23 protein-coding genes, 2 tRNA genes and 1 other annotated feature are annotated in these 23,557 nt (G+C 67.4%); of the genes, 14 read left to right on the forward strand and 11 right to left on the reverse strand.

Annotated features, from left to right (window positions below):
* The 11 genes from IRZ30_RS00815 to IRZ30_RS00865 all read left to right on the forward strand — a co-directional run.
* Nucleotides 1-100: hypothetical protein (locus IRZ30_RS00815; RefSeq protein ID WP_294082019.1), on the forward strand; the 100-nt coding region annotated here is incomplete at its 5' end.
* Nucleotides 101-169: 69 nt separating this feature from the next.
* On the forward strand, nt 170-340 hold the full coding sequence (rpmG, locus tag IRZ30_RS00820) for a 50S ribosomal protein L33 (protein ID WP_294081907.1): 171 nt from the start codon (nt 170-172) through the stop codon (nt 338-340).
* A gap of 31 nt (nt 341-371) precedes the next feature.
* Nucleotides 372-444, forward strand: a tRNA-Trp gene (locus tag IRZ30_RS00825).
* A gap of 152 nt (nt 445-596) precedes the next feature.
* Nucleotides 597-830 (forward strand): preprotein translocase subunit SecE, encoded by a 234-nt coding sequence (gene secE, locus IRZ30_RS00830; RefSeq protein ID WP_273032579.1) that lies wholly within the window; start codon nt 597-599, stop codon nt 828-830.
* Between the two features lie 64 nt (nt 831-894).
* Nucleotides 895-1,443: a transcription termination/antitermination protein NusG gene (gene nusG, locus IRZ30_RS00835; RefSeq protein WP_041399813.1), complete on the forward strand. Its 549-nt coding sequence runs from the start codon at nt 895-897 to the stop codon at nt 1,441-1,443.
* A gap of 93 nt (nt 1,444-1,536) precedes the next feature.
* Entirely contained in the window at nt 1,537-1,962 is a 426-nt protein-coding gene (rplK, locus tag IRZ30_RS00840) for a 50S ribosomal protein L11 (protein WP_012872088.1), read from the forward strand.
* Nucleotides 1,963-2,037: 75 nt separating this feature from the next.
* The gene (gene rplA, locus IRZ30_RS00845) at nt 2,038-2,763 is read left to right on the forward strand and encodes a 50S ribosomal protein L1 (RefSeq protein WP_294081938.1); all 726 of its coding nucleotides are present in this window, start codon (nt 2,038-2,040) and stop codon (nt 2,761-2,763) included.
* Between the two features lie 30 nt (nt 2,764-2,793).
* Nucleotides 2,794-2,948, forward strand: a sequence feature (ribosomal protein L10 leader region).
* Nucleotides 2,949-2,997: 49 nt separating this feature from the next.
* Complete coding sequence (rplJ, locus tag IRZ30_RS00850; protein ID WP_294081939.1) at nt 2,998-3,534, forward strand: 50S ribosomal protein L10; 537 nt, start codon at nt 2,998-3,000, stop codon at nt 3,532-3,534.
* A 54-nt stretch (nt 3,535-3,588) separates the two neighbouring features.
* Nucleotides 3,589-3,987: a 50S ribosomal protein L7/L12 gene (gene rplL / locus IRZ30_RS00855; RefSeq protein WP_294081940.1), complete on the forward strand. Its 399-nt coding sequence runs from the start codon at nt 3,589-3,591 to the stop codon at nt 3,985-3,987.
* Nucleotides 3,988-4,103: 116 nt separating this feature from the next.
* Nucleotides 4,104-4,180, forward strand: a tRNA-Pro gene (locus tag IRZ30_RS00860).
* Between the two features lie 81 nt (nt 4,181-4,261).
* Nucleotides 4,262-4,864, forward strand: coding sequence for a response regulator (locus IRZ30_RS00865; RefSeq protein WP_294081941.1), 603 nt, complete (start codon nt 4,262-4,264; stop codon nt 4,862-4,864).
* Nucleotides 4,865-5,323: 459 nt separating this feature from the next.
* Here the strand turns inward: IRZ30_RS00865 and IRZ30_RS00870 are convergent, their stop codons facing one another.
* From IRZ30_RS00870 to polA, 11 genes are all read right to left on the reverse strand, one after another.
* Nucleotides 5,324-5,728 (reverse strand): CdaR family protein, encoded by a 405-nt coding sequence (locus tag IRZ30_RS00870; protein ID WP_294081942.1) that lies wholly within the window; start codon nt 5,726-5,728, stop codon nt 5,324-5,326.
* On the reverse strand, nt 5,718-6,623 hold the full coding sequence (gene cdaA, locus IRZ30_RS00875; protein WP_294081943.1) for a diadenylate cyclase CdaA: 906 nt from the start codon (nt 6,621-6,623) through the stop codon (nt 5,718-5,720). The genes IRZ30_RS00870 and cdaA overlap by 11 nt, the downstream gene beginning before the upstream one ends.
* 101 nt (nt 6,624-6,724) lie before the next feature.
* Nucleotides 6,725-8,878: a tetratricopeptide repeat protein gene (locus IRZ30_RS00880; RefSeq protein ID WP_294081944.1), complete on the reverse strand. Its 2,154-nt coding sequence runs from the start codon at nt 8,876-8,878 to the stop codon at nt 6,725-6,727.
* A 136-nt stretch (nt 8,879-9,014) separates the two neighbouring features.
* Nucleotides 9,015-9,809: an ATP-binding protein gene (locus tag IRZ30_RS00885; protein WP_294081946.1), complete on the reverse strand. Its 795-nt coding sequence runs from the start codon at nt 9,807-9,809 to the stop codon at nt 9,015-9,017.
* A complete protein-coding gene (locus tag IRZ30_RS00890; RefSeq protein WP_294081948.1) occupies nt 9,712-10,446 on the reverse strand; it encodes a DnaD domain protein in 735 nt (244 codons plus the stop codon). Before IRZ30_RS00890 ends, IRZ30_RS00885 begins: the two co-directional genes overlap by 98 nt.
* A gap of 23 nt (nt 10,447-10,469) precedes the next feature.
* Nucleotides 10,470-11,813, reverse strand: a complete 1,344-nt coding sequence (dnaB, locus tag IRZ30_RS00895; protein WP_294081950.1) for a replicative DNA helicase — start codon at nt 11,811-11,813, stop codon at nt 10,470-10,472.
* A gap of 21 nt (nt 11,814-11,834) precedes the next feature.
* Complete coding sequence (gene rplI, locus IRZ30_RS00900; protein WP_294081951.1) at nt 11,835-12,386, reverse strand: 50S ribosomal protein L9; 552 nt, start codon at nt 12,384-12,386, stop codon at nt 11,835-11,837.
* Between the two features lie 265 nt (nt 12,387-12,651).
* Nucleotides 12,652-13,410 carry a 23S rRNA (guanosine(2251)-2'-O)-methyltransferase RlmB gene (gene rlmB, locus IRZ30_RS00905; protein ID WP_294081953.1) on the reverse strand — a complete coding sequence of 253 codons (759 nt, stop codon included), beginning with the start codon at nt 13,408-13,410 and terminating at the stop codon, nt 12,652-12,654.
* Nucleotides 13,411-13,412: 2 nt separating this feature from the next.
* Nucleotides 13,413-14,816, reverse strand: a complete 1,404-nt coding sequence (gene cysS, locus IRZ30_RS00910; protein WP_294081955.1) for a cysteine--tRNA ligase — start codon at nt 14,814-14,816, stop codon at nt 13,413-13,415.
* Between the two features lie 298 nt (nt 14,817-15,114).
* Nucleotides 15,115-15,366, reverse strand: coding sequence for an FmdB family zinc ribbon protein (locus IRZ30_RS00915; protein ID WP_294081957.1), 252 nt, complete (start codon nt 15,364-15,366; stop codon nt 15,115-15,117).
* 94 nt (nt 15,367-15,460) lie between these two features.
* Entirely contained in the window at nt 15,461-18,208 is a 2,748-nt protein-coding gene (gene polA / locus IRZ30_RS00920) for a DNA polymerase I (protein ID WP_294081959.1), read from the reverse strand.
* A 382-nt stretch (nt 18,209-18,590) separates the two neighbouring features.
* On the opposite strand from polA, the gene IRZ30_RS00925 reads away from it, so the two are divergent.
* Genes IRZ30_RS00925 through IRZ30_RS00935 form a run of 3 tightly spaced genes read left to right on the forward strand, consistent with a single transcriptional unit; the run spans nt 18,591 to nt 23,551 of the window.
* Nucleotides 18,591-19,607, forward strand: coding sequence for a MoxR family ATPase (locus tag IRZ30_RS00925; protein ID WP_294081961.1), 1,017 nt, complete (start codon nt 18,591-18,593; stop codon nt 19,605-19,607).
* Nucleotides 19,604-20,890 (forward strand): DUF58 domain-containing protein, encoded by a 1,287-nt coding sequence (locus IRZ30_RS00930; RefSeq protein WP_294081963.1) that lies wholly within the window; start codon nt 19,604-19,606, stop codon nt 20,888-20,890. The genes IRZ30_RS00925 and IRZ30_RS00930 overlap by 4 nt, the downstream gene beginning before the upstream one ends.
* 39 nt (nt 20,891-20,929) lie before the next feature.
* Entirely contained in the window at nt 20,930-23,551 is a 2,622-nt protein-coding gene (locus IRZ30_RS00935; RefSeq protein WP_294081965.1) for a transglutaminase domain-containing protein, read from the forward strand.
* Nucleotides 23,552-23,557 lie beyond the last annotated feature (6 nt).

Here is a 23,557-nt window from a genome sequence, read left to right on the forward strand (position 1 = left end):
GCTGATCCAGCCGGTGGCGATCGAGGCGGGGCTGCGCTTTGCCATTCGCGAGGGTGGTCGCACGGTGGGCGCCGGCGTCGTCACCGAGATCATCGAGTAGAGAAGCGAGAGGCGGGGGCCCGTCGGCTAGGCTGGCGGGCCCTCGCATCCAGCACGGGGATGTGGTATCATGGCCAAGAAGGCGAAGGCCGACCGGCACGTGATCACGCTCGAGTGCACCGAGTGTCGAGAGCGGAACTACACGACGCAGAAGAATCGGCGGAACGATCCCGGGCGGCTTGAGCTAAGAAAGTTCTGCCCACGTTGCCGGTGCGTACGGCTGCACCGCGAGACGCGCTAAGCGCCGCGCGCTCAGGCGCGGCACGCAGCACAGGGTCGTAGCTCAACTGGTAGAGCAGCGGTCTCCAAAACCGCAGGTTGCGGGTTCGAGTCCTGCCGGCCCTGCCGCTTCCCCCATCGGGGAGAAGCCGACGCGCTGCGAATGCCCAGTGGGGGTCGTAGTGGGGCAGAGCCGATGGGCTCCGCCCTTTTGTCTGCCATCAGCGTGCGGGCTTGCCTGGCCCGGGCAGCAGCGCGGCTCTCATGAGGAAGGATACATGGCGACGAGGACACGAACGCGAACGCGAGCCAATGAACCGCAGCCGCGAGCCCGGGTCGCTGCGCTGCAGCGGGTCGCGCGTGACACCGTGGCCGAAATGAAGAAGATCACCTGGCCCGACCGCGAGACGACCCGAAACCTGACCCTGGTCGTCATTGCGATCTCGGTCGTCCTCGGGTTGCTGCTAGGCGGGGTGGACGCGGCCTTCGTTCGACTCTGGAGCATCTTCTAGGAGGTCGCACATGACGGCACGAACGCTTCGCGCGCGCCTGGCGCGGCGGCGCGAAGAGGAAGCCATGGCCGAGGGGGCCGGCGAGCAGCGGGGCCAATGGTACGTGGTCCACACCTACTCGGGATACGAGAACAAGGTCCGCCAGAACCTGCTCCACCGGATCGAGACCATGGACATGGCCGACAAGATCTTCGAGGTCGTCGTGCCGACGCAGGAAGAGGTCGAGATCCGCTCCGGCCAGCGCCATAGCGTGCAGCGCAAGGTCTTCCCCGGCTACGTCCTGGTCCGGATGATTATGGACGACGATTCCTGGTACGTCGTCCGCAACACCCCCGGTGTCACGGGTTTCGTCGGTATGGGCAACAAGCCGACGCCGCTGGGCGAGGACGAGGTCCAGGCCATCATGCGCGGTATGGAGGCGGAGGCGCCTCGGGTCAAGGTGTCGTTGGCGGTGGGCGATGTGGTCCGCATCATCGACGGGCCGTTCAGCGACTTCCGCGGCACTGTGGACGAGATCGACCAGGAGAAGGGCAAGGTCCGGGTGCTCGTGTCGTTCTTCGGGCGCGAGACCCCGGTGACGCTGGATTTCCTTCAGGTCGAGCGCGAAGCGTAGGGTTAGCGGATAGACCCGCCGGCCGGTGCCGGCGGGTTGTGCATGTGGGAGGGGTTCATCCCCGTTTGAACCACCAGGGAGGATTGACGTACCGTGGCTAAGAAGGTCCGCGCGTACATCAAGTTGCAGATTCCGGCCGGCAAGGCGACTCCGGCGCCGCCGATCGGCCCGGCCCTCGGCCAGCACGGCGTGGCGATCATGAACTTCTGCAAGGAGTACAACGAGCGCACCGCCCATCTGGCCGGCCAGATCATCCCCGTGGTGATCACGGTCTACGAGGACCGCTCGTTCACCTTCGTCACCAAGACGCCCCCGGCCGCCGATCTCCTGCGCCGGGCTGCGGGGATCGAGAAGGGTTCCGGTGACGTGATCCGCAACAAGGTGGGCCGGGTCACGCGGGACCAGATCCGCGAGATCGCCGAGATCAAGATGCCCGACCTGAACGCGGTGGACCTCGAAGGCGCGATGAAGCAGATCGAGGGCTCCGCGCGGAGCATGGGGATCGAGGTCGTCGACTAGCCGGGTCGTTCCGGCTGGTGATGTCGCACGTGTGGGAGGGGCCGGCGCCCCGCCAGGACCACGAGGAGCACAAGAATGCCCAAGCGAGGGAAGAAGTATCTCGAGGCAGCCAAGCTGATCGAGCGCGGCCGTCTCTATACGCCTGCGGAAGCCGTCGCGCTCGTCAAGAAGACGGCTTTCGCCGACTTCAACGAGACCATCGAAGCCCACTTCCGGCTCGGCATCGATCCGCGCCAGGCGGATCAGAACGTACGCAGCACCGTCGTCCTGCCCCACGGCACGGGCAAGGAGCCGCGCGTGCTGGTCTTCGCCGCCGGTGAGGCGGTGCGTATCGCGCAGGAGGCCGGCGCCGACTACGTGGGGAGCGACGATCTGGTCAAGAAGATCCAGGACGGCTGGCTCGAATTCGACGCCACGATCGCCATGGCGGACCAGATGGGCAAGGTCGGTGGCCTGGGTCGCATCCTTGGCCGGCGCGGCCTGATGCCCAACCCGCGCTCCGGTACGGTCGTCCGCGCGGCGGAAGACCTGCCGGCGGTCATCCAGGAGCTGAAGCGCGGCCGGGTCGAGTTCCGCAACGACCGGACGGGGCTGATCCACGCCGTGATCGGCAAGGAGAGCTTCGAGGACCAGCAGTTGGTCGAGAACCTCTACGCCCTGGTGGACGCCGTGATGCGGGCGAAGCCGGCGGCCGCCAAGGGGACGTATTGCCGCTCGATCACGCTGACGAGTACAATGGGCCCCGGCGTCCCGGTCGACGTTGCGAAGGCAACGGAGGAGGCGTCGAACTTCGTCGCCTAGCCGCTGCCCGGCCGGGCCGTCGGATACCGATCGAATAGACGACGTGCGCCGTAGACCGCTGGGGTGCGCGAGCACTTAATCATCCAGCCGAGGCGCGCGGGAAGTGACCACCGACGCGGGCTGTCCCGCGCTATGATTGGTGATTCCGCCCCGCGCCTCATGGCGCGGGGTTCTTGTTTGGTCGGAACACTGCATACGACACACGCAACCCGGGACAGAGAGGAGGTGAAGACGGTGCCCACCCCCAAGAAGGTGCAAGAGGTCGAAGAGATCAGCCAGATGCTCTCCGGCGCGACGCTCTCGATCCTGACCGACTATCGCGGCCTGAACGTGGCGGACCTGCAGGGCCTGCGGGCGCAACTGCGGCCGCACCAGTCGAACATCCGCGTCGTCAAGAACACGCTGACCGCGATCGCCGCGGAGCGCGTCGGGCTGCAGGAGCTGCACCCGCTCCTGGAAGGGCCGACGGCCCTGGTGGTCGCGATGGACGACCCCGTGCAGCCGGCGAAGATCATCAACGACTTCGTGCGGACGTCCCGCATCCTCCAGATCAAGGGCGCGGTGCTGGAGGGGCAGGTCATTCCGGCGTCCGAAGTTGAGCGCCTGGCGACACTCCCGCCGCGGGAGGTGCTGCTGGGCAAGGTCGTCGGCGGTCTTCAGTCGCCGCTGTACGGCCTGGTCGGTGTGCTGGCCGGCACGATCCGCTCGCTCCAGTACGTGCTCCAGGCGCGTGCCGAGCAGTTGGGTGGCGGCGAGGCGTCGGCGGCGTAGTAACGGCAGAGCGTACGAGCAGACGACGGTAGAGACACGATAGGAGGACCAGACATGGCTGTGGGCCAGGAGAAGATGGAAGAACTGATCAGCACCATCGAGCAGATGACGGTGCTGGAGCTGTCGCAGCTCGTCAAGGCGCTCGAGGAGCGCTTCGGCGTGACGGCTGCCGCGCCGGTCGCGGTGGCGGCGGCGCCGGGCGCTGCGGGTGCGGCGGCCGCGGCCGAGGAGGCTGAGGAGAAGACGCAGTTCGACGTGGTGCTGGCCGACGTCGGCCCGAATAAGATCCAGGTTATCAAGGCCGTCCGCGAGCTGACCAACCTGGGCCTCAAGGAGGCCAAGGATCTGGTCGAGTCCGCTCCGAAGGCCGTCAAGGAGGGCGTGTCCAAGGAGGAGGCCGAGGCGGCCAAGGCCAAGCTCGAGGAGGCCGGCGCCAAGGTGGAGGTCAAGTAACGACCTTCGCCGACCATCGTGGCGGAATCGACAGCGGCCCACCCGTGGATACCTCCGCGGGGTGGGCCGCTCCCTTTGTGAGGCGGGGCACATCTGTGCTATACTGCGCGTAGTTTCGGGGCGTGGCGCAGCCTGGTAGCGCACCGGTATGGGGTACCGGTGGTCGGAGGTTCGAATCCTCTCGCCCCGACCAACATCATGCATATCCGGGTGACTGCGTCGCCTCCGCACCCCGGCGCGGGTTTCCCTCGTCAGACGAGCGGAGAGTGGGGATATGGAGAGTGCGTCGCGCCGAGCGCGAATCATCATCGCCGACGATGAATCCATCATCCGGATGGATCTGCGCGAGATGCTGACGCACCTCGGCTACGATGTCGTCGGCGAGGCTGCCGACGGACGCACGGCCATCGAGCTCGCTCAGAAGCTCCACCCGGATCTCGTCGTCCTCGACATCAAGATGCCCGACATGGACGGCATCGAAGCCGCCGAGCGGCTCACCCAGAGCCGGATCGCGCCGGTCGTGCTCCTCACTGCCTACAGCGAGCAGAACCTCATCGAGCGCGCGAAGCGAGCGGGCGTCTCCGGATATCTGGTGAAGCCCTTCCGCGAGAGCGAGTTGATGCCGGTCATCGAGCTGGCCCTGGCACGGTTCCATGACCTCAAGGGGCTGGAGAACGAGGTGGAGCAGCTCAAGGACGCGCTGGAGACGCGCAAGCTGATCGAGCGCGCCAAGGGCATCCTGATGGAGGTCCACGGCCTCAAGGAGGCGGAAGCCTTCAACCGCATGCGGCGCACGAGCATGGACAACCGCAAGTCGATGCGGGAGGTCGCCGAGGCCATCCTCCTCACGCACCAGGTCGAGACCCGGTCCTCCTAAGCCACGTCGAGTCCAACCACAACGCAGCATCCGCGCATTCTGGGTGAGAGCCGGTATTCTGCCGGCTATCGCCGCGTGCCCACACCCGGACCGTGGTCGTTGGGCATAGCGTCGCTCCGGGTGAGCAGCTCTCACCCCAACCCCGATCCCGGTTGCTGTCATCCCGAGCGGAGCCGGAGCTGCGGCCAGTCGGCCCTGACGCAGCGGAGGAAGGCCCCGGTACGTGGCCGGTCCGACGCGAGATCCTTCGCTCCGCCGCCCGACGCCCCACGCCGGCCGGCTCCGCTCAGGATGACAACAGCGCGGGAGCGGGTGATGGGGAGACAGGATTCATTCGGCAACGTTCATGTTGGGAGAGGGGAGCAATGCACGGGGACGGTCGGGGATCGGTTCGGCAACCGCGTCCCTTGCGGGGGGCGAAGTCGTCGCCTTGACGCGCAGGCTGGTGCCGGTGAGGGATCAGGACCCTGAGCCGGTGGCGCGCTCGAGTTGGACGGTGATTTGTGAGGGCTGCACGCTGCGGACGCGCACGCCGGACGGCACGTCGACCGAGACTCGTACCTGGTGGAGTCCCGGCTCCTCAATGTCGCTGAGGTCGACGGTGGCCCGGACGGCCCCCTCTTCCAGTGCGTTGATCCGGCTGCGGGGGCCTTGCAGGCGGATCTCGACCGTGCCGAGTGTGCCGATGACCGCGAAGCCGTCGGGCACGTCGGTGGCGACCACCGGCACCGCAGGCAGAACCTTGCTGATCTCCGGGTCCTGCTCGTTGGTCACCCAGGCCCACAGCGCGAAGGCCAGGATCAGCGCCAGGATAAACCGGAAGAGATTCCCGGTGTCGAGGAACTGGCGGAGGCTAGTCGGCACGCGTTACAGTCCTCGCTCCATCTTCGGGTGCTCGCTCACGGCCATCGCCAAGCCCGTCGTTCGACGGTGGCGGTCCATTCAAACGCACGCGCCGGCGGATCGTGCGCTCGGGGCGGTCGAGCCGCAGGAGCGTGCGCAGCACTTTGCGCAGCCGCTCCGGATCAAGGTTGCGGTAGAGCCGCCCGTTGTGCGCGACCGCGATCTGCCCCGTCTCTTCCGAGACGACGACGGCAATGGCGTCGGACTCCTCGGTGATCCCCATGGCGGCGCGGTGGCGCGTCCCGAGTTGACCGCCGGTGGCAACGTTGTCGCTGAGCGGCAGCACGCAACTCGCCGCGAGGATGCGGTCGTTGCGCACGATCACCGCGCCGTCGTGCAGGGGCGAGTTGGGATAGAAGATGTTGATCAGGAGCTGCCGGGTCAACGTAGCGTCGAGTGGCACGCCACGGTCGACATAATCCTGTAGCCCCGTCTCCCGTTCGATCACGATGAGGGCACCGTAGCGGTGCCGCGATAGCTGGACGGCGGCACGGGAGATCTCCTCGACGGTGCGTTCCAGGTCGGTCTCAGCGGCGGCGGTGAAGGGTGGCCGCAGCCAGGAGCCGGTGTGCCCGAGTTGCTCCAGCGCCCGGCGTAGCTCCGGCTGGAAGACGACCGGCACGGAGATGATGAGCGCCGGGAGCGCCTTGTCGAGCAGCCATTTCAGAGCTGTCAGATTGAAGATATTGGCGACACCGACGACGACGACGATGAGGATCAGCAGCCCGCGGATCAACTGCGTGGCACGCGTGCCCTGCGCGACCCAGAGCACGCCGAAGAAGATCAGGGCCACGGCGAAGATGTCGATGACGGCCCGGAAATCGAGACGAGTAAAGATCCACGGGAGTTCGGGCATGTGCGGCACCCTGACGACGGAATTGCCCAGCTAGCTGATTGGATTGTACCACGGCGCCGCGGCGGACCCTGACGGGGCGCGGGCTGACGCGGCGCCCACGATCATGGTTGTCCCTTGGCGAGGGCGGCCAGCGCCGCCTGCTTCGCCTTGATCGCCGGGTCGTCAGGCACGAGCTGCGCGAGACGCCCGTAGACCCGCTCGGCCTGTCCGTACTCGCCCACGGCCGCGAGGATCTCGCCGAGCCGGTGGTACGGCGTCGGGTCTGCCGGGTCGAGCGCGATGATCTGGTGGAGTGCCGCGATGGCCTCGTCGTAGTCCTCCTGGGTACTCGCGATCTTGACCACATCCTGGAGCTGGGCCTTGGCCTCCGCGATGCGGCCGTGCTGGACGAAGGTGGCTGCGGCGGCGTGCCGCAACCCGATGTCCTCAGGCGCCAGGCGGATCATGTAGTCGTAGATCGGCTCGACTTTCTCCCAGTCGCCGGTCAGCGTGGCGATCTCTGCAGCGCGGCGCAGGTGCGCGATCGCCTCGGCCGCACGGCCGTACCGCTCCAGCAACTGCGCGAGGGTGAAGAGTTCGCGGAGGGCCTCGGCCAGCCGGCCGCGCTTGAGATGGACCTCGACCAGGCGCTCGCGCAGCGGGAGATGGTTCGGGGCGATGCGCACCATCGTCTCAAGGGTCTTCTCCGCCTCGGCGTGCCGCCCGGCGGCTTCCTCCTGCTCGCGCAACGCGTCGAGCTGGGCGAGGGCTTCGGCCGTCTCACCGGCGCGCCCGACCAGTTCGGCGTGGGCGCGGGCGTAGCGGTGATTGTCTGGGTACTGCTTGAGCAGTCGTTCGTAGACGGCGAGGGCCTCGTGGAACTCACCGCGCTCGACGAGCAGCTTGGCAAGGCTCTCACCCAAGGATGCCGCCGTGACGGGGGGATCGAAGGGGGAATGCTCCGCCACGAATGCGGCGACGTCGGGGTGAGCGGCGAGGTCGAAGGCGGCCCGGAGTGGCGGGAGCACGGACGCCGCGTCGGCGTCCGGACCCTGGGAGCGGAGCGTGCACACCGCGGCAACGAATGCGCTGACGCGGTCGGCCGGCCGGAACCCCGTGAGCCGGGCGGTCACCTCGCGTGCGTCGCCCACGGCCAACGCCAGCAACGCGCGTAGCACGGGCATGGTTGTGCCCGCCGGCAACACCGCCGCCACGTCGCTGAGCAGTCGCTGGGCCTCGATACGGTCCACGCGCCCGGATGCGGCGTCCCGCGCCAGCCGCGCGATGAGGGACCACTGCGCCTCCGCGCCGGTGGCGGCGGCGACGGCGAGGGCCGCCACGATGGAGGCCGCGTCGAAACCCACGTCCTGAGTCAGATCGGCCGCCTCGGCCACCTGGCCGGCGCGCAGCAACTCACGGACGTAGATGAGGCGGGCGAGCGGGCTGCCCTGCGCCTGGGTGTACCACTCCCGCGCTAGCTCCAATGCCGCCGGTTGATTGCCTGCCTCCAAGAGGGCGGCGGCCGCGGCAGGGACGTAAGTGTCGCTGAGCGAGGCGTCCCCGGCGGCCAGCGAGGCGCGTGCCAGGCCCAGCACGTTGTCCAGCGTGGGGGCGGCGTGCGCGACGACGCGCGCCAGAGCCAGGTCATGCTCGGTTTCGCCGCGCAGCGCCGCGAGTCGCCCGATCGTGTCGGCCAGCGTCAGCGCCTTCGCCGGGCGCTGCGTGGCGACGAGGAGTTCGGCGTGGCGCACGAAGAGGGAGAGATCCTCCGGGGCCAGTGTCTCGGCATAGACGGTCAGATCGAGCGCGCTCTCAAGGCGCCCACGCGCCACGTCCGCATCTGCCTCGGCCATCACACGCGCTACAGTCGGTGGCAGGCGGTTCGTGTGTGAGAAGGGACCGATCGCCAGCGGCCCGAGCAGCGCTCTTCGACGTGGCTGCTGCGGGGCGTGTGACCGCGCGGCCGTTCGCTCATCCACCGTGCCGCGGGTGGCTCGCAGGCTTGCCTGGGCGCGGTCGCCCCAGGTGGGGTCGGATGTCGCGGCTTCCAGCAGCGTCCGTCCGGTCGGGTCTCCCCGGCGGAGCAGGATCTCACCGAGCAGCACGCGCGCGTCGGCACCCGGGTAGCCGGCCTCGAGCGCGGCCCGGAGCAGGGAGATGGCGTCGTCTTCCTGGCCGTCGGCGATGAGCGCTGCGGCGTGCTCGACGTTTTCGCGCAGTCGCTCGGAGTCGCCCGACACGGACCTCGTCGGGGCGGGCTCGTCGAAGTGCTCCACGGTTCCCGGGGTCCTTTCTCACAACGGTATCGGGCGCCGAGGAAACCCGGCACATTGGCAGTATACGAGCGCAGGCCGCGCCGCTGGATAGTACAAAGGTGCGGATGTGGTCTGGGACCGTGTACCCGGTGCGCTCCTACCGGCCGGGGAAACGCCGGAGGGTGCTGGCGCGGCGCACGCGGTAGTCGCCCGCCGGGATGAGCACGGCGTGGCAGATCCGCGGGTCACTCAGGCGGGAGGCAACCCGTGGATCGAGCTCATCGAAGTTGCGGTTGGAGGTGATGATGGTCGGGCGCCGCTCGTTATAGCGGAAGTTGATGATCTGGAACAGCTTCTCGCGGGCCCACGGAGTCGTGTGCTCGGTCCCCAGGTCGTCGAGGACCAGGAGGTCGATGGTGCGGATGGCGTTGAAGCGCGCGTCGTAGGTTGCGCCCTGGTCGGGGGCGAAGGTGGCGCGCAGGTGGTCGAGCAGGTCCGGCACGACCAGGAAGAGAGCGCGCATCCGCTGGTGGGCGATGACGTAGTGCGCCACGGCAGCCGCCAGATGGGTCTTCCCGCAGCCGTAGCCGCCGAGGAGGAAGAGCCAGCCATCCGGGTTTTCGGCGTAGGCCAGCGCCGCCTCGTACGCCTCGCGCACGCCCGGCACGTCCGGATCGAACGTCTCGAAGGTCTGCCCTTCAAACGCGCCCAGGCTGCTCATCTCCGCGATCTCACGGTGCCGCCGCTCCTCACGCTCGGCGATCTTGCACTCGCAGGGGATGAGCCGCCCGAAGTTGGGACTGCCGACCGGTGCGTCGACGCGCAGGAACCCGGCCCCCTTGCAGATGGGGCAGCTATCGTGGTCGTCGGAAGATGGGGGCATGTTTGCCGCGGAGGTGCCTCTCCGGGTCGAAAGCTGGTGCAGGACGTCCAGATCGCCGATCCGCTTCATCGCCACGCCCCTCGGTGGCCCAGCGCTCCAGGATCCGCTGGATGTATCGCCATTGCCGTCGGTTGTAGCTTACCGCTTCCTGGATGGCGTCTTCAATCCACTGCTCCGGGTACAGCTCCAGGGCTTCGATCAACTGGTCCGCGATGATGGGAGTCACCAGCCCGACGTTTTGCTCGTAGAGCCGGAACACGTTGGGCCGCTCCCGCTCGACCCGCACCGCCGGCTCGCGCGCGCCGACAACGGAGGGCAGTGGCGCGAGACCCTGTTCGAGCAGGCCCAGCCGCAGGCGGTTCTCCGGCGTGGCCGGCATCAGCCACGCCTCCCCGCCGTCGTCGCCAACGACCCGGAAACGCAGCAGCGCGCCACGCGCGACCGCCAGCTCGATGCCGCGGCGGATGTCGTCGAGCGGCAGGAGTGCGGCGCCGGTCAGGCGCAACCCCTCCAGCAGGTGCTGGTCGGTGTAGAGCGCACTCTCGGGCACGACCCCGTCGCGCCAGTCGGGTGAGGCGAGGAGCCGATAGAGGGTCAGCATTACCTTGATCTCGGCGATGTCGCGCATCGCCGGGAGCAGCTCCTCAAAGAACTGGCGAGGGACGGGTATCCTGGCGTCCGGGTCGTTCCCGGCCTCGTGGTGCATCTGAGCCTTCCCAGCCCGTCGTGCTACGACGACGGCTCACGGTAGAGTTCGAGGTCGGCGAACCGCGCGGTGCGGTCGAAGAAGCGGAGCGAGATCGTGTCGGTCGGCCCGTTGCGGTGCTTGGCGACGATGATTTCCGCGATGCCCTTCTTCTCGGTGTCCGGGTCGTACACGTCCTCGCGGTAGATGAACATGACAATGTCGGCATCCTGCTCGATCGACCCGCTCTCGCGCAGGTCGGAGAGCATCGGCCGATGGTCGGTGCGGGACTCGACGGCACGCGAGAGCTGGGAGAGGGCCAGCACCGGGACGTTCAACTCGCGAGCCAGCCCCTTGAGGCTGCGGGAGATGTCGGAGATCTCCTGGACGCGGTTCTCCGCCCGGCGGCCCTGGGCGAGCTGGAGGTAGTCGACGATGATGAGGTCGACGCCGTGCTCGGCCATGAGGCGGCGCGCCTTGCTGCGCAGCTCCATGATGTTGATGCTCGGCGTGTCGTCGATGAAGATCTTGGCCTCCGCCAGCCGGCCGAACGCACGGGAGATCTGGTCCCACTCGTCGTCGTTGATCAACCCCAGGCGCAGCCGGTGCGAGTCGACGCCGGTCTCCATCGCCAGGAGGCGCTGGACGAGCTGCTCGGCCGACATCTCGAGGCTGAAGATGGCGACCGTCTTGCCATACTGCACGGCTGCGTTGTGCGCGATGCCGAGCTGGAATGAGGTCTTGCCTACCGACGGGCGCGCGGCGAGGATGATGAGATCCGACCGCTGCAACCCGCCGGTCAGCTTGTCCAGGTCGGCGAAGCCGGTCGGCACGCCGACGACGGTCCCGCGCTGGTGCTGGATGGCGTCGAGCTTGTCGAAGTAGTGCTCGAGGATTTCGGCGATCGGAGTGAAGTCGCGCGTGCTCCGTCGCTGCGAGACGTCAAAGATGGCCTGCTCGGCCCGCTCCAGCGCCTCGTCGATGTCGAGCGACTCGTCGTAGCCGATGCGGACGATCTCGCTGCCGGCCTCGATGAGCCGGCGCAGCGTCGCGGTGCGCTCGACGATGCGGCCGTAGTACTCGACGTGCACGGCCGTCGGCACCGCGTTCATGAGTTCGGTGATGTAGGCGACGCCACCGACCTCCTCAAGCCGCTCGCGCCGCTCCAGCTCGTCGACAACAGTGACGAAGTCAGGCGGCTCGCGGCGGTTGTAGAGGTCGACGATCGCCTGGAAGATCGTCGCGTGGGCGCTACGGAAGAAATCGTCGGGTTTGAGGAACGAGGCGACCCTGATCACCGCATCGCGGTCGATCAGGAGGCTGCCCAGGACCGATTGCTCGGCCTCCAGGTTGTGGGGCGGAAGTCGCTCGACCGCCTGCGTGGCCACCGCCTCGCTCCTCGCTCAACCCTAGGACTCGGTCGACTCCTCGCCAGCCGTCTCGTCCTGGGCGCTCGCCGCGCCATTCTCGCCGGCAGCGCTCGCTTCGGCGTCGCCGGCGGCAACCGGTTCGCCGCCCTCGGGGACCACGACGACCGTCACCGTGGGCCGCAGCCGGCCGACGAGGTGGACCGTCACCTGGTGCTCCCCAACCGTGCGGATCGGCTCCTCGAGGAGAACCTTGCGCCGGTCGATCTCCTCACCGAACTTGGCGGTGAGCACCTCGGCAATGTCCTGTGCGGTGATGGAGCCGTAGAGTCGCCCCTGTTCCCCGACGCGGGCGAGCATCTGAATGCGCGTGCCCTCGATGCGGTCGGCTAGCGCCTGCTTGGCGCGCTCCTCACGCTCGAGGCGCCGCGCCGCGGCGGCCAGGCGCTGCTCGGCTTCCTTGACGCGGCCCGGGGTCGCCATCTCGGCCAGACCCTGCGGAATCAGATAGTTGCGGGCATACCCCTCGGAGACGTCCGCAATCGCCCCCGCACTCCCCAACTTGGGGACATCCTGCAGGAGGATGACCTTCATGCTGTGATGCCTCTCTGTCGCCGTCGCGGTGCGGCGCGCGGCGCGACCCGCACGGCACTCTGTCAACGAAGACGCGCCGGTCACAAACGGGAAAACCGGCGCCAAAAACAGGTGTTCGCGTGTACGAACACCACTCCCTCCATCATTATGATACCGAGCGTACGGGCGGATTGCAATGCGGGTGCGGAATTCCTCGCCGGCGTGGCGGTCGCTTGCGCAGGGAGGGCACCGGTGGCCCACCGTGCTCGTGCCGACGCGGTGGCGATCAGTCGCTGTCGGCGGCCAGTCGGCGGCGCAGCAGCTCGTAGAGGGCGATCGAGCCGGCCACGGCGGCGTTGAGGGATTCGACCCTTCCCTGCATCGGAAGCGCGACCTGGACGTCGGCCCGGCGGAGGAGCGTCGGAGCGATGCCCTTTCCCTCGGAGCCGACGACGAGCACGGTTGGCTCCGGCAGGTCGGCCGTAAAGAGCGTATGGGCCTCGGGGCCGGCCTCCAGGGCGACCACCCAATAGCCGGCTTCCTGGCACTCCTCCAGTGCCCGCCCAAGGTTGGCAACCAGCGCCACGCACAGGTGCTCAACGGCTCCCGCCGAGGCGTTGACCACCGCCGGCGTCACCCCCGCCGCGCGCCGGTCGGGCAGGAGCAACCCACCGACGCCCACCGCCTCGGCGGTGCGCATCAGGGTGGCGAGGTTCTGCGGATCCTGGATGTGGTCGAGCGCGAGGATCGGGCGCCCCTCCGCCTGCCGGAGCAGGTCCTCGAACTCGACATACGGGTAGGGACCCGCTTCCAAGGCGACGCCCTGGTGGTTGACATCTGGCAGCATCTCGGCAAGGTCGCGCTGGGAGAGGAGCCTGACCGGAATCCGGCGCTGTTCGGCCGCCTGGATCATGGCGGCGACCCGCGGCTGCCGGGCCGAGCTCTCGGCGACGAACAGGCGGCGGAGGGAGCGGCGACCGCGCAGGGCCTCCATCACGGCGTTGCGGCCGTAAAGCAGTTCGGTCCCACGCGGTCGCTCGCGCATCGTCACTCCCGTCGCCAGGTGCTGCCCTGGGCCGTGTCCTCGACGCGGATGCCCAGCTCACCCAGCCGGATTCGAATCCGGTCGGCCAGATCCCACAAGCGCTGCTTGCGCAGCTCGGCGCGGACCTCCAGCAGCAGGTCGACGAACGGCTCGATCGTCTCATCGCGCTGCGGGGCCGTCTCCAGCGTCAGCCCGAGAACCCCGGCGAGCTCCTTGAGGACGCTCTGGGCGTATGCCACGGCGTCGGCGGGCGCGCCGGCGTCGCGCTCGCGGTTAATGGCGCGCGACAGTTCGAACAGGTGGGATAGCGCGACCGGCGTGTTGAGGTCGTCGTCCATCGCGGCCCGGAACTCCGTGCGGGTCTCGTCCGCCAAGCGGGCGAGCGGGTGATCCGGTGCGGTTTCAGGCGCGGTGGCCGGGTCGAAGTCGCGCACGGCACTCTGCAGGCGCGCGAGTCCCCGCCGGGCCGATTCCATTGCCTCATCGCTGAAGGTGAGCGGGCTGCGGTAGTGCGAGCTGAGGACCAGGAAGCGGAAGGCCTCGCCGTCCCCTTTTTCCAGCAGCTCGCGGATAGTGATGAGGTTCCCCAGCGACTTGCTCATCTTCTCGCCGCCGAGCTGGAGCAAGCCGTTGTGGACCCAGAAGCGCGCCAGCGGCTCACGGTCGGTGAAGCCCTCGGACTGGGCGATCTCATTTTCGTGGTGGGGGAATATGAGATCGGCACCGCCGCCGTGGATGTCGATCTGGTCGCCCAGGTGCCGGTAGATCATCGCGCTGCACTCGATGTGCCAGCCGGGACGACCGGGACCCCAGGGACTGTCCCATGCAGGCTCGCCGGGCTTGGCCCCCTTCCAGAGGGCGAAGTCCATGGGGTTTTCTTTGCGGGGGTCCACGTCGATCCGCGCGCCGGCCATCATCTCGTCGAGCGAGCGGTGCGACAACTTGCCGTAGCCGGGGAAGGAGTCGACGCGGAAGAAGACGTCACCCCCCTTGACCGCGTAGGCGTGCCCCGCATCGATCAGCCCCTCGATCATCTCGATGATCGTGTCGATTTCCTGGGTGGCGCGGGGGTAAATCGTGGCGGGCTTGATGTTCAACCGGGCGGTATCGCGCAGCCAGTCCTCGATCAGCCGCTCGGCCAGCTCGCGGGGTTCGATCCCGAGCGTGGCCGCGCGCTGGATGATCTTGTCGTCGACATCGGTGAAGTTCTGGGCATGGATGACCCGGTAGCCCAAGTACTCCAGGTAGCGCCGGAGCACGTCGAAGACGATGGCGGACATCGCGTGGCCGATGTGCGCATCGTCGTAGACGGTGGGGCCGCAGACGTACATGCGGACCACGCCCGGCTCGATCGGTTCGAACGGGCGCTTCTCCCCGGTGCGAGTGTCGGTCAGTCTCAGCGTCATGCTCGTCTCCTGTTGCGGTGCCGCGGCCGAACGGACGGGCCGCCGGAATCACAGCCGTATCCTCCTGCAGTCCGGTGTCGCTGCCGGCTGCAGCCGGGCGCGGGTGGGTGCTGAGATGTTGAGCGGTTTGGCCCGTGACGGGTCAGCGACGTTGGATAGCAGAAGGCAAAAGGTATGCCGCGACGGGAGTATCGGCGGAGCCGATACTCCCTAACGACAGGAGCAAAAGCATAGAACGCTGTAATGCGGATATGAGGAGTTTGTGTGGCCGTTGCTCATAGCGGTCGCGCCGGGGCTGTTAGTTAGCCGCTGCGCTTGTCTCCTTCGCACTCGACGTGCTCGCACTGTCACTGGAATCGCTCGAGCCGTTCGACTTCCGGCTATCGGTAATGTACCAGCCTGAGCCCTTGAAGATGATCCCGGCGGGATGAAGGACGCGACGAACCTGGGCTCCACATTTCGGGCACTCGCTGACCGGCTCGTCGCTGAACCGCTGCTTGCGCTCGAAGGTGTGGCCACACGTCCCACATGCGTATTCATAGATCGGCATCCCGCTCGGACCTCCTCTGACCTACTACGAGCAAACTATCTGTAATTCTATCCATAATCCGATGCTAGAGCAAGATGGTGTCACTAAGTTTGAGTTAGAGCGGCTCTAACTCGTCCCAGTTGGCCCCGGCGGCAACCTCAACCACCAGCGGTACGTTGAGCGTGACGACCTTTTCCATCAGTTCGACCGCCAGATCGGCCATGGTCCGCAGCTCGGAGCGCGGCACTTCGAAGAGCAGCTCGTCGTGCACCTGCAAGAGCATGCGGCTGCGCAGGCCGCGGCGACGGATCTCATCGTGGACGCGGATCATGGCCATCTTCATGATGTCGGCCGCGGAGCCCTGCAGCGGCATGTTGACCGCCATACGCTCGGCAGCCAGCCGGCGGTTGACGTTGGAGGAGTCGATGTCGGGGGTGTAGCGCCGCCGGCCGAACATGCTGGTGACGTAGCCCTGCTGCAGGGCCTGCCGCTTCGTGCGCTCCAGGAAGGCGCGCACGCCGGGCAGGCGCGCCATGTAGCGGTCGATGAAGCGCTGCGCGTCTTGGCGGCTCATCCCGGTGTCGCGCGCCAGCCCGTAGGCCTGCATGCCGTACATGATGCCGAAGTTCACCGTCTTGGCCACCCGGCGCATGTCGGGCGTGACCTGCTCCAGCGGGACGCCGAAGACATCCGCCGCGGTTGCGGCGTGGATGTCCTGTCCCTCGCGGAAGGCGTGGACGAGCCGTTCGTCGCCGCTCAGGTGCGCCATGAGCCGCAGCTCGATCTGGCTGTAGTCGGCCGACAGGAGCACGGCTTCCTCATCGAATGGGCGATACCCCGGCCGGTTGTCGGCGATGAACGCACGGCGGACCGACCGGCCGAGCTCGGTGCGGACCGGGATGTTCTGGAGGTTCGGGTCGGTCGAACTGAGCCGCCCGGTGGCCGCGATGGTCTGGTTGAAGGAGGTGTGGATGCGGCCGGTCTCCGGGTTGACCTGCTCGGGCAGGGCGTCCACGTAGGTGGACTTCAGCTTGAGCAGTTGGCGGTACTCCAGGATGCAGTCGACGATCGGGTGCGCGTGGCGCAGGTTCTCCAGCACCTCCTGGCTGACGGAGTAGCCGGTCTTGGTGCGCCGGCCGGTCGGCAGGCCCAGCTCGTCGAAGAGCACGGTCCCGAGCTGTCGGGTGGAGTTGATGTTGAACTCGTGCTTGGCCAGACCGTAGATCTCTCGTTCCAATTCGGCAAGCTGCACTGAGAGCTGCCGGGAGAGATCGCGCAGCAGGTCGACGTCGACGGCGATGCCGACTTTCTCCATGTCGATCAAGACGTCGATCAGCGGCATCTCGATCTCGCGGAACAGGCGCTCCTGCTGCTGTGCCTCCAGGTCGGGCTGGAGGACTTCGACCAGCTTGTAGGTCGCCTCGACGTCGGCGCACGCGTAATCGCCCGCTGCCTGCACGTCGGTGAGGTCCATCGTGAGCTGGTTCCGGCCGCGGCCGATCAGCGTCGTGATCTCGGTCATCTCCATACCGAGCCGGTTGAAGGCCAGCGACTTGAGGTCGAGGGCGTTCTCGCCCAAGAGGTAGGCCGCGATCATGGTGTCGAAGGCGATGTGTGGCCGCGGGTAACCGGCCCGCTCCAGCACGAGCGCGTCGTACTTGCCGTGGTGGGCGTAAATGACGGTGTTGGGGTCGGCCAGGAGCGGTGAGAGCGCCTCTCGCACCTCATCCGCGTCGAGCTGCTCGTCGTCGTTCGCGTGGTTGACCGGCACGTAGAAGCTGCGCTGCCCGCTGGTGGCCAGGGCGATGCCGACCAGCCGTGCGCTCATCGGGTCGGTCGAGGTCGTCTCGACGTCGAGCGCGATAGCCGGGGCGCTGCGCAGCTCCTTCAGCAGGTCGCCGAGCTGGTTGTCGTAGCGCACGATCGTTCGCTCGGCGGGTGGCGCCGGCGGGGCCGTCGTCACCTGTGGCCGGGTCGGCTCCGGCAGCCGGTTGACCAGCGTGCGGAACTCGAGCTCACGGAAGACCTCCAGCACCCGGTCGCGGTCGTAGTCACCGAGGACGCAGGTGTCGAGGTCGAGCTCAAGGTCGATATCGCGGACCACAGTGGCGAGTTCACGCCCGTGGAGGGCCTGCTCGAAGTGCTCAGCCAGGGACGTGCGGGCGCGGGGCGGCTTGATCTCGTCAATGTGCTCGCGCATTTCCTCCAGGCTGCCGTATGCCTGGACCAGGGCGGTCGCGGTCTTGGCGCCGATCCCGGGGACGCCGGGGATGTTGTCCGACGTGTCGCCGACGAGCGCCTTGTATTCGGGGATGCGCTCCGGCGGGAAACCATAGCGCTCGATCACGGCCTCGCGGTCGAAGACGCGGTAGTCCCCGAAGCGCAGTCGGCCCGGAAGGATGATGCGGACGCCGCCGTCGGCCAACTGGAGGAGGTCGCTGTCGCCGGTCACCACCAGCACCGTCATGCCGCGCTCGGCGGCAAGGCGCGCCAGGGTGGCGATGACGTCGTCCGCCTCGTAGCCCTCGCGGGTGAAGACGGGGATATTGAGTGCGGCGAGGACCTCGTGGATCCGCTCCATCTGCCGCCGCAGGTCGTCGGGCATCGGGGCGCGGTGTGCCTTGTACTCCTCATAGCGATCGTGGCGGAAGGTGCGCCCGACATCGAAGCTCACCACGACGTAGTCGGGGTGATAGGAGCGCAGGGCATCCAGCAGCATCGAGGTGAAGCCGAAGACCGCGTTGGTCGGCTCACCGGATGCAGTCGCCAGTGTGTCGGGCAGGGCATGGAAGGCCCGGTAGGCCAGGCCGTGGCCGTCCACGAGCATGATCGTTCGCCCTGCAGGATCGTGCGCAGACTTCATTCACCCCGCTCCTCTCCGCAAGCAACAAGTATACGGGAATGTCTGCCCGCGCGGGCACGAGAACCGGTGGCAGGCATCGAGCGTAAGAGTGGGGAAGCGGGATCCACGATGCCGGGTGTCTGACACCTCGGTCATCTCCCGCAAAGCGAGGTACGTTCTCAGTTCGCTTCGGGGCTGATTGATATAATGCAGAGCGTCGTGCTGGGATGGTCTTGGAATTGCTCCGCCCGATTTTGTGAGCCGGTAGTGATCTTGAATCGCCTCCCGCTCGACGGATCGATGGTTCACAGTTTCAGGCGAGATGGCACGCCGGCGCGGCCGTGATGTTTCCACGTGGCCGCTCGCGTTCGGCACTCTCCGGCCAAGGGAGATAGAGGGCATCATGGAGCCGGTGCAGGCACTTTCCGAGCGGATTATCACCAACGTGGAACGCGTGATCGTCGGCAAGCGACGCGAGGTGCAACTCGTGCTCGTGGCGCTGCTGTGCCGCGGGCACGTGTTGATCGAGGACGTGCCGGGTGTCGGCAAGACCGTGCTCGCAAAGGCCATCGCTCGGAGCATCGGCTCAAGCTTCAAGCGCATCCAGTTCACCCCGGACCTGCTGCCCAGCGACGTCACCGGGGTGAGCATCTTCAACCAGCGGACCGGGCAGTTCGAATTTCGCCCCGGCCCGGTGGTGGCGCAGATCGTCCTGGCGGATGAGATCAACCGCGCGACCCCCAAGACGCAGTCGGCACTCCTGGAGGCGATGGAGGAGTCCCAGATCACGGTCGACGGGCTGACCCACCGGCTGCCCGACCCCTTCATCGTCCTGGCGACCGAGAACCCGATCGAGTACGAGGGGACGTTTCCGCTGCCCGAGGCGCAGCTCGACCGGTTCCTGATCCGTATCTCCCTTGGTTACCCGGGGCACCGCGGCGAGGTCGAGATCCTCAACCGGCAGCACTACACGCACCCGCTTAACCTGCTCGAGCAGGTGGTGGGGATCGACGAGTTGCTGGCCGGACAGGAGATGGTGAAGCGGGTCTTCGTGGATGACTCGCTCAAGGAGTACATCGTGACGATCGTCGAGGCCACCCGGGAGCACGACGACGTCTACCTCGGCGCAGGTCCACGCGGCTCGTTGGCGCTCTACAACACGGCGCGGGCCTGGGCGGCCATGGCTGGTCGGGACTACGTGATTCCGGATGACATTAAGGATCTAGCCGAGCCGACGCTCGCGCACCGCCTGATCGTCAGCCCGTCGGCGCGGATGAAGAACGTGGACGGGCGCATGGTCGTGCGCGAGATCTTGATGAGCCTGCCGGTACCGGGAGCACGACCTACCTCGCCCAGCCCGGAGCGGACGATTGGCTGGCGTAGCGGACGCAGCGCGCGGGGTACGGGGACGAACTCGTGAACGCCCTGAAGCTGGCCGCTCTCATCGTCATTGTCCTGGTGCTCGCGGAGCTGAGCCGCTGGGACGTTCTGGAAAAGGTCTTCTTCGTCCTGGCGGGCTTGTTCGTGGTGGCGTTCATCTGGAGTCGTTTGAGCCTGCGTGGCCTGGTCGTCACCCGCGAGACTCAAGCTGACCGCGCGCAGGTGGGTCAGACGCTGGTCGAGCGCCTGCGCATTCAGAACCTCAGCCGCCTGGCGAAGCTCTGGGTCGAGCTGATCGACCACTCCGACGTACCCGGCCATCGGATGAGCCGGGTGGTGCACCTGCGTCCACGCGACTCGAACCGCTGGCGGGTCGAGACCTGGTGCTCCCGGCGCGGTCGCTTTCGGGTTGGTCCGCTCACGTTGCAGTCGGGCGACCCGTTCGGCCTGTTCCCAGTGAGCCGCCTGGTGCCCTACGTCCACGAGTTGCTGGTCTATCCGGCGACCGTCGATCTCTCTGGCTTCCGGCTCCCGGTGGGGGAGTTGCCGGGGGGTAACTCGCTCCAGCGCCGGACGCAGTTCGTCACGCCCAACGCGGCCGGGGTGCGGGAGTACCTGCCCGGCGACGCCTTCAACCGCATCGCCTGGACGGCCACGGCACGCACGGGCCAGTTGATGGTCAAGGAGTTCGAGCTCGACCCGACGGCGGACGTCTGGATCGTGCTCGATCTGGAAGCGCGTCACCATGTGCGGGCCGGCCATCACATGCCGCCGCTCGACCCGCGGGCTGCCGGCCGCGGAGCGGAGGAGATCCCGCTCGCCTTCTGGCTCGACTCGACAGAAGAGTACGCCGTCACCACCGCCGCGTCGCTGGCGCGCCACTTCCTCGACCAGAACCGCAACGTCGGCCTGATCACCAACAACAGCCAGTCGACGACCGTCCCGACCGATCGGGGTGGGCGGCAGATGGTCAAGATCCTGGAGTTCCTGGCGGTGGTGCGGGCCGATGGGACCCAGCCGCTGGCGGAGACGCTGCTCGCCGAGGGTGGGAACTTCGACCGCAACGCGACCGTCATTGTTGTGACACCGTCTACTGACGAGCGGTGGGCACAGGTGCTCATGAACCTGAATGCCCGCGGTGTCGGCGTGGTCGTCGTGATGATCGAGAGCAGCACGTTCAATGGGGGGGAGAGCAGCCTGATGGTCGTGAGCGACCTGACGGCGATCGGCATCCCCACCTACCTCCTGAAATACGGCGACGACATCGGGCGAGCCCTGGCAACGCAGGCGGCCACGATGGGGGCAGGCAGGAAAACGCCGTAGGCGGGTGAAGCGCCCCACGGCTGCCGGGATGGGAGCGACATGCATCGGTTCGCGATTCGCGAAGGCTGGACCACCTTCTTTCTGATCGTCCTGGTGGTCTTCACCGCGACCTGGTCGGTGCAATTGGCCGACTGGGCGGACGGACTGCACATCCTCTCGACCATCACCCTCGTCGGGCTGTTGGTCGGGCTGGTGCTCTCCAACATTCGCCGCCTGCCCTCCCTGGCTGCACATATCGTCGCGCTGCTGCTGGGTTCCGTTGTCGTGCTCTACCAGATGACCGGCTTCCTGAGCGACACGCTCGGCGGCCGCCGCGAGAAGCTGGCGTATCTCTGGGAGCGTTGGGAGCTGTGGTCCAGCGCGGTGTGGCACGGTGAGCGCGCGGACGATCTCTATTTGTTCGTCCTGCTCATGGCCTCGTTGCTGTGGGTGCTCAGCTACATCTCGGTCTGGTTCGTTTTCCGTTCCCGCTGGGTCTGGCTGACGCTGTTGCTCCCCGGTGTGATCCTGCTACTGAACATGGGCTATTCGCAGCGCATCTCCCACAGCCTGGTGGTCCTCTATCTCTTCGCCGCCATCCTGTTGCTGATGCGCTTCACCGTCAGCCAACGCGAGCTAACCTGGCGCAGCCTATCGGTCCCGTACCCCGAAACGCTCGCCTGGCGCGGGTTATGGGTGGGAAGCTACCTGGCGCTGCTGGTGATCGCCGGCGGGTGGCTGGTTCCGCTATCGATGCAGAGTGAGCAAATTCAGGCCGGCTGGCAGCGGATCAACGGACCCTGGCGGCAGGTGGAGAACACGTTTAACTCCTGGTTCTCCTCGCTGCGCGGTCCTGGCGGAGTCGGCATCGGCGGCTTCGCGAGCTTCGGCGACCGCTTCGAGTTAGGCGGGCCGCTCCGGCTGAGCGATGAGCCCGTGGTGCTGGTCAAGGGAGACGGCGCCCCCTACCTGGTCGCGCACCGCTACAGCACCTTCGATGGACGGGCGTGGGAGTCGGACCTCGACTCCCGGGCGGCCTCGTACGCGCCGTTGCTTGAGTTCGATGCGGGACAACCTTTCCCACGCTCGGCCAATTCGGGCGACGCACGCAGCGAGGCGAAGTACTCCATCGAGGTGTACCAGCCGCGAGGCGCGGTGGTCTACTCAACCGAGGTCGCCGCCCAGGCCAGCGTCCCAACCCGCCTGCAGGTTGGGTGGCACAACTACCGTCGGGAGGTCCTGGACGTCCAGTCGGCCACCGAGGAGACAACCCCGCACGTGCTCTGGCCGCTGGTGGAACTGCTGAAGGAAGCTGACTATACCCCGCCCGAGCCGACGCCGACACCGGTTCCGGAGGGCGAGACGGTGGAAGGGGAGGAAGCCCTGACGGCGACTCCGGACGCGTCGGCGGCTCCATCGACCCCGGCGCGGTTCGGCATCCCCGAGCAGCAACGCGCCATCATGGATCAGGTGGAGCAGCTCGGCCGGATCGGCATCCGCGTGCGGTTCGAGCCGGACCCGGGCGACTACCGCGTCCACGCGCTGAGCTTCAGCGGGCCGCTGCCGGTTTACGACGACGTGGACGCGCTCTACGCGCGGGATGGTCTCCGGGCGGGAGAAACCTACGAGATCGTTTCGCTGGTCAGCGAGGCGACGGCCGATGACCTGCGGGCGGCCGGAACGGACTATCCCGCGGAGATCACCGAGCGCTACCTGCAATTGCCGGATTACTCCGAGCGGACGCGGCAGTTGGCCGAGCAGCTCGCGGAGGGCAAGGACAATCCGTACGACATCGCGACCGCCATCGAGGAGTACTTGCGTCAGAACCTGACCTACAACGAGAACGTGCCGGCCCCGCCGGCCGGTCGCGATCTGGTCGACTACTTCCTCTTCGAGCAGCGCCAGGGCTACTGCACCTACTACGCCTCAGCGATGGTCGAGATGCTCCGCATCCTCGACATCCCGTCGCGGGTCGCGGTCGGGTTCTATCCCGCTGAGTTCGACTCCAATTCGGGCGGGTACCTCTACCGTGACCGCAACGCCCACGCCTGGGTCGAGGTGTACTTCCCGAAGTACGGCTGGATCCCCTTCGAACCGACGGCGGCGCGGCGAGCGATCCAGCGCGGGACGCCGGAAGCAACTCCGGCGTCTACCGCGAACGGCAGTGCCATCTCCGGCGACAACATCCCGCTCGACCGTGAGGCGCAGATCCTCATGGAGTTGAACGAGGGCTTCGGCGCGGCGGGCGGGTCGGTGGCGCCGCTCCCCGACAAGACGACCCGCGCGGAGTGGATTGCACGCGGGCTGGTCCTGGCGGTGGTGCTGGGGATCACGCTCTTTTCCTTCTTGTGGATGCGCGGCACGCGCGGGATGTCCCCAACGACCCGGTTCTTCAGCAAGGTCCAGCGGGCCACGGGCTGGAGCGGCTTGCCGACGCGCACCTCCATGACCCCGTACGAGTACGCCGCGGTCGTTTCCCGCCACCTGCCGGGGGCGCGGCCGCACATCCGCCTGCTGACCGATCTGTATGTGCGGGAGCGGTACGGCCAGCGGCCGCCGACGGAGAACGAGTTGAACCGGGCCCGTGCCGCGTGGCAGCGGCTGCGCGGGCTCCTGCTGCGCTACGGGCTGGTGCGTCGCTGGCGCCGGCGCCACGGCGGGGATGATGACGGTCAGGACTGAGGGTGT

Origin of the sequence: Sphaerobacter sp. (assembly GCF_019683595.1) — a bacterium.
In the GTDB taxonomy this organism is placed as follows: domain Bacteria; phylum Chloroflexota; class Chloroflexia; order Thermomicrobiales; family Thermomicrobiaceae; genus Sphaerobacter.